We start from the raw sequence: 13,326 nt of genomic DNA on the forward strand, positions 1-13,326 counted from the left end.
CATAAAAGCACGCTCCTTTTGATTTGGTTTAGTCACTTTAATCTTACACGGTTGCGTGCTTTTTGTGTACCCTAAAATCAAAAAAGTAGGACAATAATCAGATTTTCTTCTGACTATTGTCCCACTCACTTTCATATTTTATTCTATTTTTTTAATTCCTGATAATAGGAATTAAAGTTGTACCAGTAAATGAGAAAGTCTCTCCAGCTACTCTTTTTGATACTGACCAGCTAAATTGAATTTCTTCAGCATAGGGGGAAATATCGCTCCAAGTCATAACTCCATCTTCTTCAGAAAAGACTGCATTTCTGTCAGAACTGCTAAAGTTGATTTCAGCATCAGCGAAATGGTCAGATAATACGATAGGCGCAATGTATTGGTATTCTGTTATTCCTTCTTTTAAGACGATTGGCTGGGCATATCTCCAAGTACTAATTCGGGCTCTTTTAAGATTTGGCATACTATCCAATACACTAATATCATACACTGGCGGCAAATTCTTGTCTGGGTTACTTCCATAATCAAGATACTCTGTCTCCCCAGTTTCTTCATTTTGATAACTTGACTGCTGACCAGAATTAGAATTAAAATCAATTGTCAGCTCTTCTAACTGCGTTAGATTTTTTAAGAAATCGATAGAATAACTTGGACTTCCCCAGTCAGTAAATGTTCTTAATTGAGTTAGGGTTCCTAGCGGTCGATAGTCCACTGCATACGTACCATCCATTTCGTAATTGTCCAGACCTCTAAGATACTGAAATCCATCTAAGCTGTAAGCTCCCATTTCCCAACCAGAGTGTTCAAAATTCTTATTTTCCAGATTTTCCCTTTTAAAAAGACCAAAATTTTCAAATAAATCTATTTCTTCTTGGTCATCAAGATAACCTGAGAACAGATTACCTGCTGCCTTTGATGAAAATGATACGTAATCTCGGTTATCCAGAACATCATTAACATTTATAGCCTGTGCTTCATTTCCTCCAATTGCCAATAAAGCGAACATTCCTAACATTGTAAAACTAATTTTTTTCTTCATCTGAATTAACTCCTTCTTTGTTGTAAATTATTCTTAATCACCAAAATCGAGGCGATTACTTATTTATTATATCACTTTTTTTTAACTTTTGACGTTTCTTTTTTTCATAAATAGTGAATAAAAGTTAATTTTATGAGAATAATATATCAACACTTTCAATTAATTGTGTATTTACCTTTAGCAATTGAAATGTACTCTCACTACAACATTTCCTCACAGACACTCTTTTTTAAGAATCAACATTTTTCATTAAAGAGGAGCTTCCCTTTTATTTTTGATTGTATTAATTATACTTCTCACTCCATCTTCTGTTTTCTTGATCCTTGAAGTCAGGTAGAAATCCCTGCCGATAGCTTCCCAGTACAACTAAAAAAGGAGACTTCTGCTCTCAGAACTCCCCATTGCTAAAATACTATTCATTCGTGTTTACTAGTCTCGTTATTCTATCTTTTTTCATTCTAAAAAAAGATTGCTGCCATTTTTTCTACAAAGCGATCCCGTTGTTCTTTTACCATAAAATCACAGCCAAGCTCCAGACGACTCTGATGTCTTCTTAGAAAAGCTGTCTGCAATACAGTAACGATGGTAAAAACAGAAGAATCCATCTTACCATTTTCTGATACAACAGCCGCTAGTTGTTTGATGTTTTCAGCAGTAGCATCCATTTCCTGCGGATTTTTCATGTTTTCTAAAATAGCAATTTCTGAAACTGCTGGATTTTCAAACAAGCTATCTGCAAACTCTTGACCCCAAAGAACGATACTATCGAAATCTCCAACAGGTAAATTAGCGAATGTAAATTTTTCGCGCTGTTTTTCAGCAAGCCGCTGCAGCCCAATCTCTATTAGCTGGTTTTTTGTTTTAAAGTAATAATTTATAGCACCTACCGCAACGTTGGCCCGTTCAGCTATCATTCTTGTCGTCACTGTTTTAATATTTCCATCAGATTCCTGAATAAGTGCTATGGCACTTGAAATAATTCGCTCTATTACATCTTCATGAATAGTCATAAGAACCTCCAAAATAGCTGTCGTTTTTCAAACTATCAGCATACAGCTTCATAATTTTTTCTATTTTATTTCCCAGTATTGTCGTCTGTCACACATGTCTTTTTACGACTTGCTTTCTGAATGCCCTACTTCAGCGGCTAAGCGAATCGGTACCATAATTTCCAATTGACTGTATCCCATGACCTCTGCTGCCTCAGGCGGAGTTGTCACTGTGCAGAGATCGTAATGGTTTTCCCGTTCGTCTAAAACAAACGTTTTACTGTCTACAATATATTGTCTAATTTCACCAAAAACCCGCTGCTCATCTTCAAAGCTATCCGCTTTAGCCAAAGCACAGGCATACAAACCGCCTTCCAGTTCAGTTATTTCCCACGGAGAGACATCCTGCTCAAAATCATCAGGAACGGCATAGTACCAAATCATTGCGTCCTGCTCACGGCCATACATTAAATAGTCTCTGGTATACCATCTATCTTTTCTTTTTTTGTCAAGGGCACTCCAAAAAGAGTCAAAGGCTTCCAGCTTACCTCCTCGCTGAAAAGGTTCTTCATTATATGCGTACCCAGTTGTGACTGCTTTACTCTTAGGCAGTCGAATAATTCTAATTGCTTCCATTCTGCTCATCCTTCTATAGAAAATTAGTTGAACGCCGTTTTGAACGCCGTTCAAAAACAAGTATATGCTACCAGAGATAACCTGTCAATCCAATCCAAAAATCAATTAAAAAGGAAAATACTCACTAATAGATTAATACTTTTTAGCTCTTGTACTTCTAGATACATATAGAAAAAACGCTCATGTCTTGCCTCTTTAGTGTGAGAACAATGCAGTGAGCGTAAAGCTGCTGTATAATTTTTCGATTACGGCGGGTTATCAAATTTCTTCCTGTCTCAACTAATTTTACTTGTAGTTTTTTTCGGGTTTAACGGCACAGTTCAATGAAGGCTTCAAAGTTCGTTTGCTTTGATAATTTCCTAACAAAGCTGCCCTCGTCCAAGATTTTAACCAGCTGACTAAACAGCTCTTCAAAAGAAGTGTCCCGTTCCTCTTTCAGCGCCAGAAGCAGCACTAGTCGGACTCGATTACCACCCCAGTCAATCGGCTTGTCCAGACAGCAGACAGTTACCGCATTTTTCAGCGCACTTCGTTGAATCGCATGGGGAATGGCATAATAATTTCCATAGGAGGTACTGGAAAGCTGTTCACGGCTTAAAACCCGCTCTTCATAGTCTGCTTCGCAGTAACCTAGATTCGTCAGATTCCGACATAAAAAACGAATGACTTCTTCTCTGGTTTTGAAACTCTGAGCAGGAAAAAACAGCTCTTCTTTGAAAAACTTATGTAAAATTGACTCAGAATCCTGCAGCTCATCTAACCGCAGCTGAATTTTTTTTACATCTTCATCACTAAAAAAGGTCCCATACTGATAGACAGGAAGCTTTTTTGGCAAAGTCAGCTCCTCTGTCGTCACTACTAAATCAACATCTTCCATCTCCGCTGTTTCCAAATCGAACACCGAAGATAATTCTAGTAGTTCAATTGAATATTTCGTCATTTTTTTCAGCTTATTCCGCACTAATCTGCGGCTAGCTGCACCATACGGACAAATCAGCAACAGCTTCCTTTTTTTCCCATAACTGATATTTTCCGAAGCCGAAAGAAAATGCAAAGCAATGTAGGCAATCTCATCATCAGGAAAGGTAACATCCAGTGTCTTTTGAATAAATGCTGCTGCGTAAACACTCACATTATAGATGAAAGGAAACTTGTTTTTCATCTCTTCTGTCAATGGATTTGTCAGATATTGTTTTTGAACAGACCGCTTATACAAAGCAGATAAGTGAGTCACTAAATAGTCTTTCATCCGCTCATCAGCAGAAAAATCAATATGAAAATTGAAGGCAACACTCTCTAATAATTGTTGAACAATCTCAGTAAACTGGTGTTCATTTGTCTGCTCTGCCAAAATAAATTTGCCTGAATACAACCGGGCGATATAATACATCTCCTGAGGCGGAATTGTGATTGCCATTTTCTTTTGCAGCTCCTGAGCAAACTGCTCTGCCAGCAGCCGGCTTTTCTCATCGCTTTGCCGCAGCCGATCCGCCTGCACATAGCTTCCTTTACTGATTCTTTCAATTAATACAGCTACATGTAGAATGAATGAAATAGTTGAAAAATCGTTCATAGAAAAGTGATTCTCTTTGTGATAGGTGATAATCAGTCTGGATAATGCCTTTAAATCACAAAATTCAAAGTAGTCCGCGTATTTATCTAGACTTAACTTATGATTTTCAATTTCCTGATTAAGAAATATATTAAAAATCTGTCGCTTTTGCTCCTCTTCGCCTTCAATCAATAATTGATTATGCCTACGCACAATACACAGCGTTTCATCTCTTTCGGCAATCACTCGATTGAGGGCTTTAATCATCCGGTCAAGAGTAGACTCACTCATATAAAATTCATCCGCCAGCTCGTAAAAATCTGTTTTCTGAGCATCAATGATTCGATTAAGAACCTCAAACTGAAGGTTTTGAGGCTCCGCTTCTGTTAAAAGCTTATCCAGCTGATGATTGACATCATTTAAAAAGTAGCCTTTGCCGGCCTTTGACTCAATAACCGGCGGCTGAAAAGCCGTATTGATTTGCCTGATATCATTTCGAACTGTTTTTGAGGAAACACCTAAGGCTTTTGAAAGGCTGTCAGCTGTCAGCATTGTCTGATGTTCTTTTAACTGTTGCAGCAGTTCACTTTGTCTCTTAGAAATAGTCATTCAGCTTCCCCCAGTCTGTTTTTTAAGTATAGCATTTACTACCATAAAATAACACCTATTCTAAAGATGATTCAATATCTAAAAATGATTCCCTTTAAATTTATTTGACAGAAAAGCATGTTTTTTATAAATAAATTTTATTTTATATAACAAAGAAGAAGGTCAGAATTACTCTAACCTTTCTTCAACGAATCCTCGTCTATCCTTCCGCTTCAACCGATTTCTCTGTGGACTCAGCTTCCAGCGTAACCAGATTTTTTTCATAAATCTTAAGAAACGGATAATACATTAGACCATTCAGTATAATTAATACGAAGACCAAAACGACAGCTCGCCAATCCAAGGTTGATAAAAATGCTCCTATAGGCGCCGGCATCTGCCATGAGAATACTGCGAATGTTTTACCAACAATTCCCCATGACATACACAGATACGTAACTATGCCATTAAAAACAGAAGTAAAAATGAACGGGAAAAAGAAGATTGGATTCAACATCAGTGGAGTCCCAAAGATAATCGGCTCTGAAATACCGAAAATTGAAGGTAGAAACCCGATTTTCCCAACTGTACTCAGCTGCTTGGATTTTGAACGAATCATCAGCAATGACAATGCCAGTACGGAGCCGGAGCCGCCAATAATAACAAAATACGTCCAAAATGGAGTTGTAAAAATATGAGATAAATCTGTGCCTGCCATCTTTTCTGCTGCATTGATTGAAAGGTTGCCATCGCGGATAGGTCCTAAAATCCCTGCTAAAGCGGCATCATGAATTCCAAAGAACCAGAACAGATGAATCAGGAAGATAATTAGAATAGTAAACGGCAAACTGTCAGCCGCTTTAAAGCTAGGTGCCATAATATCATATAAAAACTTAACAGCTGTTGTTTCCATCGAATGAAAGATGATAAAAATCAACGAGAAAAAACTCAATAAAATAAGACCCGGCACCAGTGCTGCAAAGGTTTCCGACAATGAAGCAGGTACGCTATCCGGCATTTTAATTCTGCCAATATTTTTCTTGCGCATCCAATGATAGCCCTCTACTGTGACGATTGCGACAAAGATGGACAGCAGGATTCCCCGCCCATCAAGAAAGCTGATTTCTACTTCCTTACCGTCCCATCCCAGCTTCAGCGGCTCAAGCACCAGCATCAGAAAGCCAGCAATCGCAAACATCATTGGACGCAGGATATCTTCTTTATAATGACGACAGAGATAATAGGTAATGCCCACACAGATAAACAGAGACATAGCGCTTAAGGTAACGCCGCTAATCCAGTTCAGCACCATACTATTTTTTTCAGCAAAGTCTGCCCATGCCAGTATAAACCCATTGGTTGTATCTTCAGTCACTGGAGCCGCTTTCAAGATAATCGGAATAGAGCCGAATAATGTAATCGGCAGCATGGACATAAAGGCATCTCTGGTTGCTTTTAAATGGCGTTGCTGGCTTAGCTTATTGGCTAAAGGTGAGATATATCGATCCATTTTTTCACTTACTGTACTAAATCCCATCGTTTTATCCTCCTATTAGTTTCTGGATATCTTCATAGACACCTTTTCCGTCCATCATGCCGTATTTAACTGGTGAAATTGCCTGAACTGGTACATCCACGGCTGCTTCAATCTGAGGCATTAAAAAGCGAATCTGCGGACCAATTAGAACTAGGTCAATGTCTGTCAAGTAGTCTTTATACTCCGATTCACTATAGGCACTGACGGAAACGGTGTTGCCAGAGGCTGCTTCTATTTTTTTGGCAAGGATGCCTGTTGACATCCCTGCATTACAAACTAACATAATCTTTTTCATTTCATTCCACTCCCTAGTCAAATTCTCTGCGGCTGATTAGTTTCCCTTGGCTTTCAATCACTTCTTTAAACCAATAATAAGAGGCTTTTGGCTTTCTCTCCTGCTGCTTTTCAAAATCTACAGCAACAATCCCATACCGTTTCTCTACACCATTTTTCCACGAATACAAATCAAATGGCGCCCACGCATAATACCCTCTAACGTCACAGCCTTTATCTATAGCGTTCATAATCGCATTGATATGATCGTTCATAAAAGCAATTCGATAGTCATCGTTGACTCGTTCTACTGTGACATCTTCTCTTACGCCAATCCCATTTTCCGTTACATATAACGGCAGTTTATAGCGGCTGTAAGCTTCAATCAGACCATCTTCCAATCCTTTAGGATAAATTTCCGTATCCCATTCCGTAGTTTCATTGTTCGGGTCTTTTACCTGCTCAAACCAGTTTTTGATTAAAACCTTGCTTTCGCCTTTTTTCCCTGTATGATTAAACCTAAGCTGTGTTTCGCCGCCAGTATAAGGTTTTACCAAGGTTCTCGAATAGTAGTTCAAACCAATAAAGTCGACAGTATTTTCTTTAATAATCTTCAACTCGTCTGCTTTCATGAAGCTAATATCGTGATTTCTGGCAAGCTCTGAAACCAAATCAATAGGAAATTCTCCCAATGCTGCGGTATCCAGTATCCAGTTATTACAATAATTATCGGCATAACGCATCGCTACCTTTGTTTCAATGGTCTCATCAACACCGTTTACAGGCGTATAGCTGTGAACGATGCCAATTCTACCTGGATAGCCGCCTTCTCTAAAGGCTTTCACTCCTAAAGCACTAGCGTACATTACATTATAAGCTGCTGTCATCGTTTTTTGAGTATCTTGATAACCTGGCGGATAATTACCGATTTTATAGCCGTTGACTACAAACCATTTCGGTTCGTTAAAGGTCGTCCAGTTTACAATCTTATCACCAAAGCTTTCATAGCAGACCTTTGCATAATGGGCAAATGCTTCACAGACATCGTGGTTCAGCCAGCCGCCCGTTTCTTCCCAATACTGAGGTAAATCCCAATGATACAGCGTTACGAAAGGTTCAATCCCATATTTTTTACAAGCATCCAGTACACGATGATAAAATTCAATTCCCTTCGGATTTATTTCTCCTTCACGATTCTTGATAATTCTAGGCCATGCCAATGAAAAGCGATAAGAATTTTGTCCGCCTTCCTTCATCATGCGAATATCTTCCTCATAACGGTGATAGTGGTCACTGGCAACATCTCCGTTTTCCATATTTTCCTCATGAAGGTAATAATCCCACATTGATTCTGCCTTTTCATCCACATTCCAAGCACCTTCACACTGATAAGAAGCCGTTGCGCCGCCCCACAAAAAGTTTTTATCCATTCTCTACTGTCTCCTTCCATTTATATAGTTCACCTAATTCGCCAATCATATCCACAGCAATATCTGTGGCTGATAAATGCCCTTCTGCATGAACCAGCAACAAATCCACATCCTTCATTCTGTCTTCTGAAGACAGCTTCCGCAGCAGCTCCGCATGGGCCTTATGAGCCAATTTAATTTCTGCTTTTGCTTCAGCATACTTATTATCAAATAATTCATGATTGTTTTGCTTTACTTCTATTAACGCTTCATAGGCACTGCTTTTCGCATTACCTGCATGTAGGATAATTGCCATCGAGTCCAATTCTGTACTCACTTCATTCATTTCCTGCATCGCCAAACCTCCTTGTTGTTCTATACTTACTATAAAACGTTTTCAATTCAACTTAAATTTTTTGTTTTCCACTTTGGAAGTGGAAAAAAGCAGAAATCATCTCTGATTTCCACTTTTGATTGTGGCAACTGTCATTTTCTAAGTATTCAATTCGCAAAAAGCAAGCTTGAATCATAAACGCTTATTCCTAATAATTTCAACGGCTACTCCTAATTCGAGGATTGAAGCGAAACAAGAGTCACAACATAGAAGCCGGTTATTCGAAATTAGTACAAAGAAAGAGTTTAGGCATTTAATTATCGCCTAAACTCTTTCCCTTATGTTTTCAAATCGAATGCTTCATCAATCGATTGATATGAACGCCCAGATACACAATTTCTTCATCTGGGATGGTGGTTTTATAAACCTTTTCAATGTATTCCTTGACCTTCGTCGCATTTTCCATCGCTGAAGGATAAAGAATCCACATTTGCCGATAAAGCTCCTCTTCCCCATCATCCAACAGCTTATCTGAATAGTATCTTTCTACAAAGAAACGGACATGGGTAATGAAGCGCGTGTAATGGACGGATTCTGTATCAATATCCTGCTGCAGCGAATAGCGAACCATGTTAACAATTCCGCCAATCATTTTAGCATATTTGAAGCCGTCGCCATGCTCGCTGTCCTCTGACTGAGCGTTAATTAAATGGAAGGCTATATTACTCGCTTCTTCCTTCGGCAGTTCAATCTGATACTTTTTATTTAGCAAACTCAAGGCGCTTTGTCCAACCTGAAACTCTTTAGGATAATAGCTTTTAATTTCCCAATATAATCGGTTGACAATGTTCAGCCCTTCCTGCGCCCGTTCTACTGCAAAATTCAAGTGATCGGTTAACGTCAGATAAATCGTTGAATTGAGCTTTCTGCCCAGCTCTTTTTCAGCTTGAGCAACAATATCCCGTGTCATTTCAAAAAACTCAAGGGGAATCTCTGCAACCAAATCCAAAATCTGAGCCGATTTCTTCTCTTCAAGAGGTAGAAAAATCTTATCCACCTGTTCCCCGGAAATTTCTTCTCCAGGCTTTTTTCCATAGCCGATGCCCTTACCAAGAGCAATCATTTCCTGACCATTTTCTTCAACGAGAACAACACTGGAATTCAATACCTTTTTTATTGATTTCACTTGTTTTCCTCCGTATCTCTTTATTCTTTAGCCAACGAGGCACCATTTGTTGCAATTACTTCTTTGTACCAGTCGAAAGAGTCTTTTTTCAGCCGCTCATACGTTCCGTTGCCTTCATCATCTGCATCTACATAAATAAAACCGTAGCGTTTTGTCATCTGTGAAGTTCCGGCACTCACCAAATCAATCGGTCCCCAGCTAGTGTAGCCAATCAAATCTACACCTTCATCGATGGCTTCCTTCATTTGGCGGAAGTGGGCTTTAAAGTAGTCAATCCGGTAGGGATCATGAATTTTTCCATCTTCTACCCGATCAACAGCTCCCATACCATTTTCCACAATCATCAGAGGAACATTGTAGCGGTCATATAATTCAATCAGGGCTATTTTTAGTCCCTTCGGATCGATCTGCCAGCCCCAGTCTGTAGACGGCAGATAGGGATTTTTCACACCTAAAACAGTATTTCCCGGCGTCCGCTCTGCGTTTGGATCTCCAGATTCAGCCATCGACATATAGTAGCTGAATGAAACAAAATCAACCGTGTGCTTTTTAAGGATTTGTTCATCTTCTGCTGCCATTTTAATGGTTATTCCACGTTTTTTCAAATCCTGTTTAATCATACGTGGATATTCCCCTTTCACTTGAACATCCGCATAAAAATTATTTTCCAAGTTTTTCTTGAGTGTCAGCTCGACATCAATCGGTGCGCACGTCAGCGGATAGGTCATCAGCTTTGTCAGCATACACCCTACCTGACAGCCCGGAATTTTTTCATGGGCAATTTTTGTAACCAGCGCACTCGCCACAAATTGATGATGAAGCGCCTGATAAACATCCTGTTCAAGCTCGCCTTCCTTACTTTTATCCGGAACGACTCCTGCAGTTGTAAACGGATGGCGGTGAATACTGTCAATTTCGTTAAAGGTCAGCCAGTATTTAACGTATTTTCCAAAGCGTTCAAAACAAACTGTTGAAAAACGGACAAAATCATCAATTACCTTACGTGCTACCCAGCCATTATACTTCAAGCTAAGTGCTAAAGGCATTTCATAGTGGGATAAAGTGACAATGGGCTCAATGTTCAGGCGTTTCATTTCCTTGAAGACATTTTCATAAAACAAAACCCCTTCTTCATTTGGTTCCTGTTCCTCCCCAGTTGGAAACAAACGCGTCCAGGCAATTGATAAACGCAATGTTTTGAAGCCCATCTCTGCAAACAAAGCTAGATCTTCCTGGTAATGATGGTAAAAATCAATCCCTCTACGCTTAGGATACCATTTATCAGTTTGATCAGCTGCCGCTTCGTTTATTGCTTCTGTTGAAATGTGCATATGAGCTGCATAATCTTTGTTGTCTACATGAGGCTTGTAGGAAGCAATATCTGCTACCGATAGCCCTTTGCCGCCGACATTCCAGGCACCTTCTACCTGATTAGCAGCAATTGCGCCGCCCCATAAAAAATCTTTAGGGAATTCATTTGTCATTGTATTCTTCTCCTCTACTGATGAACATCATTTATTTTTTATCAAATCTATTGGCTTTTTTATTTATACCAGCTGTGTCACTGCTAAGATATCTGAATCATTAGTCACCGTTTCTTCAACATTAAAAGAAGTAATAGTAAACTTATCTTTGTTGGTTACTACACAGATAATCGTTGGATCAAAGCCTGCTGCCTGTATCATTTCCAAATCGAATTCCACAAGCTTTTGTCCACGTTTCACCAGATCGCCGGTTTTGACCAGTGCCTTGAAGCCTTTTCCTTCTAAACGAACTGTATCCAGCCCGATATGAAATAACAGCTCTGCTCCGTTACTTGTCTTTAGACCAATCGCATGATTGGTCTCAAAAACCATCGTAATTTCCCCATCTTCAGGTGCTGTTAAGATACCTTCTTCCGGAATAATTCCTACACCTTCACCAACCATACCGCTAGAAAAAACCTCATCCTTTACTTCAGACAGCGGAATTACTTTACCGACTGCCGGACTTGAGATAACGGTACTGGCCAACTCGCCGTCAAAGAAATTTTCTTTTTTGCTTTCTGTCTCACCAGCTTCAACCTTATCTTTATATAAAAACAGAACTAAGATAAAGGCTGCTACAAAAGAAAGCCCAAGCGCTGCGAAGGCAAACGTCAAATTCATTGGATTGTTTTTATCCGCAAACATGGTGATACTCGCAATTCCCGGTCCGACTAATGCGAAAGCTTTAATTGCTGTGATGCCGGCAAAGGCTCCGCCGATTAAACTAGAAGCCATAACTCCATATAAGACACGCTTGTTTAAAATGGTTACACCATATAATGCAGGCTCTGTGATTCCAAACAAGGCAGAAATCCCTGCAGAAACAGCCGTAGAGCGTAACTTTTTATCCTTGGTTTTAATACTTACCGCAAAACAGGCCCCGGATTCCGCAATGTTGTGCGCAAGAGAAGCAGGCAGATATAAAAGCTCCGCACCCAGTTCACTCATAGAAGAAACCGCATAAGGAATCATTGCTTTATGCATACCAGTTACTACCATCAATGGCAGGACTGCTGCCAGCAGCCCTGTAGCCACCCAGCCAAACTGTTCGTACATCATAATAATTACGGAAGAGAATGCTGTACCGACATTATAGCCCAGAGGCCCTAAAATCAGTAAAGCAATTGGTACGGTAATCACCAGACTCATCATCGGTACGAAGAAAATCCGAATCGGTTTTGGAGAGAATCGAGTAAATAGCTTCTCCATTTGTGCATAAAACAAAACGGTTAAGATGGCTGGAAATACTTGAGAAGCATAGGTAATATTTTCAATATTAAAGGAGAACAAGTTTGTCCCTTCTGCGAGCATTGCCGTCATATCAGGCAGAAGCAATGCACCCACTGCTGAAACTGCGACTAATTGATTAACCTTTAGCTTATTCGCTGTTGTCATCGCTACCAATATCGGCAGGAAATATAGCGGCGCACCGCCAATCAGATTTAATATCTGGTAGGTTTGACTTTGATCACTCATTATACCTGATAGAGAAGCCAGCAGTAGTAGTGATTTCAGTACCCCGCCGCCTGCAATTGCTGGAACCAGCGGCTGGAAGATTGAAATAACAAAATCCAGAACAATTGAACCAATTTTCTGCTGTTTTTTTGATGGGCTGCCTTCTAAGTTCATTTCTCCCAATAGACCTCTGACCTCATCATAGACCTCTACCACATCATTTCCGATAATAACCTGACACTGAACGTTTTGTCTAACCCCCATCACGCCAGCCACTTTTTCAAGCTGTTCTTTTTGAACCTTGCTGTCATCTTTTAAAGTAAAGCGCAGCCGTGTCGAGCAATGCTCCAGATGGGAAACATTTTCTTTTCCGCCAATTAAGGACACAATCTCTGCTGCTGTCTGTTTATAATTCATTTGATTATCCTCTTTTCTTTTTTCAATCTACATAATTGTATTCTGTTGGCCTTACAAAATACAAAAACAGGCAAGAACTAAATAAATCGACATTTTCTATATACCACGTACAAAGTATATAAAAGATAACAACTTATTTAGGTCCTGCCTGCATTACCAGTCACATGCCTGTTTAATTAACGTCAGTTTAGCACAAATAAATGTAAACGTAAACATTTATTTTAAATTTCTTCAAATTTTCCTAGCGACAATAAAAAACTGCCTTGTCAAACAAGCTAATTGCATTCTCCAACACTGTCTATAGATTTGGTATTCAACTTTCTAAGCTTCTCGCTTCTTTATAAAAGAGGATGGAGAAACAACTTAACATCATCCCGTTCTCTACCCT

General features: G+C 39.4%; 11 protein-coding genes. All 11 read right to left on the reverse strand.

Annotated elements, in window-relative coordinates; all coding sequences use genetic code 11:
- Positions 1-151 precede the first annotated feature (151 nt).
- Positions 152-1,036 (reverse strand): hypothetical protein, encoded by an 885-nt coding sequence (locus AC1Z3K_RS17915; protein ID WP_461733491.1) that lies wholly within the window; start codon positions 1,034-1,036, stop codon positions 152-154.
- Between the two features lie 458 nt (positions 1,037-1,494).
- Positions 1,495-2,046: a TetR/AcrR family transcriptional regulator gene (locus tag AC1Z3K_RS17920; protein ID WP_461733492.1), complete on the reverse strand. Its 552-nt coding sequence runs from the start codon at positions 2,044-2,046 to the stop codon at positions 1,495-1,497.
- Positions 2,047-2,148: 102 nt separating this feature from the next.
- Complete coding sequence (locus tag AC1Z3K_RS17925; protein WP_426082036.1) at positions 2,149-2,661, reverse strand: hypothetical protein; 513 nt, start codon at positions 2,659-2,661, stop codon at positions 2,149-2,151.
- Between the two features lie 307 nt (positions 2,662-2,968).
- Positions 2,969-4,822 carry a BglG family transcription antiterminator gene (locus AC1Z3K_RS17930; protein WP_426082037.1) on the reverse strand — a complete coding sequence of 618 codons (1,854 nt, stop codon included), beginning with the start codon at positions 4,820-4,822 and terminating at the stop codon, positions 2,969-2,971.
- 199 nt (positions 4,823-5,021) lie between these two features.
- Entirely contained in the window at positions 5,022-6,338 is a 1,317-nt protein-coding gene (locus tag AC1Z3K_RS17935) for a PTS sugar transporter subunit IIC (protein ID WP_426082038.1), read from the reverse strand.
- Positions 6,339-6,342: 4 nt separating this feature from the next.
- Positions 6,343-6,633 (reverse strand): PTS sugar transporter subunit IIB, encoded by a 291-nt coding sequence (locus tag AC1Z3K_RS17940; RefSeq protein WP_426082039.1) that lies wholly within the window; start codon positions 6,631-6,633, stop codon positions 6,343-6,345.
- 13 nt (positions 6,634-6,646) lie between these two features.
- On the reverse strand, positions 6,647-8,041 hold the full coding sequence (locus AC1Z3K_RS17945; RefSeq protein ID WP_426082040.1) for a glycoside hydrolase family 1 protein: 1,395 nt from the start codon (positions 8,039-8,041) through the stop codon (positions 6,647-6,649).
- Positions 8,034-8,375, reverse strand: coding sequence for a PTS lactose/cellobiose transporter subunit IIA (locus AC1Z3K_RS17950; RefSeq protein ID WP_426082041.1), 342 nt, complete (start codon positions 8,373-8,375; stop codon positions 8,034-8,036). The genes AC1Z3K_RS17945 and AC1Z3K_RS17950 overlap by 8 nt, the downstream gene beginning before the upstream one ends.
- Before the next feature lie 325 nt (positions 8,376-8,700).
- Entirely contained in the window at positions 8,701-9,540 is an 840-nt protein-coding gene (gene licT / locus AC1Z3K_RS17955) for a BglG family transcription antiterminator LicT (protein WP_461733493.1), read from the reverse strand.
- A gap of 20 nt (positions 9,541-9,560) precedes the next feature.
- Positions 9,561-11,024, reverse strand: coding sequence for a glycoside hydrolase family 1 protein (locus tag AC1Z3K_RS17960; protein ID WP_461733494.1), 1,464 nt, complete (start codon positions 11,022-11,024; stop codon positions 9,561-9,563).
- A gap of 63 nt (positions 11,025-11,087) precedes the next feature.
- A complete protein-coding gene (locus tag AC1Z3K_RS17965) occupies positions 11,088-12,938 on the reverse strand; it encodes a beta-glucoside-specific PTS transporter subunit IIABC (protein WP_461733495.1) in 1,851 nt (616 codons plus the stop codon).
- Between the last annotated feature and the right edge of the window lie 388 nt (positions 12,939-13,326).

The organism is Enterococcus sp. LJL128 (assembly GCF_056924295.1).

What these genes read in the sequence shown, in the direction of transcription:
- AC1Z3K_RS17940 (WP_426082039.1), bottom strand. Translation starts at nt 6,633, where the DNA reads ATGAAAAAGATTATGTTAGTTTGTAATGCAGGGATGTCAACAGGCATC.
- AC1Z3K_RS17920 (WP_461733492.1), bottom strand. Translation starts at nt 2,046, where the DNA reads ATGACTATTCATGAAGATGTAATAGAGCGAATTATTTCAAGTGCCATA.
- AC1Z3K_RS17965 (WP_461733495.1), bottom strand. Translation starts at nt 12,938, where the DNA reads ATGAATTATAAACAGACAGCAGCAGAGATTGTGTCCTTAATTGGCGGA.
- AC1Z3K_RS17945 (WP_426082040.1), bottom strand. Translation starts at nt 8,041, where the DNA reads ATGGATAAAAACTTTTTGTGGGGCGGCGCAACGGCTTCTTATCAGTGT.
- AC1Z3K_RS17915 (WP_461733491.1), bottom strand. Translation starts at nt 1,036, where the DNA reads ATGAAGAAAAAAATTAGTTTTACAATGTTAGGAATGTTCGCTTTATTG.
- AC1Z3K_RS17950 (WP_426082041.1), bottom strand. Translation starts at nt 8,375, where the DNA reads ATGCAGGAAATGAATGAAGTGAGTACAGAATTGGACTCGATGGCAATT.
- AC1Z3K_RS17925 (WP_426082036.1), bottom strand. Translation starts at nt 2,661, where the DNA reads ATGGAAGCAATTAGAATTATTCGACTGCCTAAGAGTAAAGCAGTCACA.
- AC1Z3K_RS17960 (WP_461733494.1), bottom strand. Translation starts at nt 11,024, where the DNA reads ATGACAAATGAATTCCCTAAAGATTTTTTATGGGGCGGCGCAATTGCT.
- AC1Z3K_RS17935 (WP_426082038.1), bottom strand. Translation starts at nt 6,338, where the DNA reads ATGGGATTTAGTACAGTAAGTGAAAAAATGGATCGATATATCTCACCT.
- AC1Z3K_RS17930 (WP_426082037.1), bottom strand. Translation starts at nt 4,822, where the DNA reads ATGACTATTTCTAAGAGACAAAGTGAACTGCTGCAACAGTTAAAAGAA.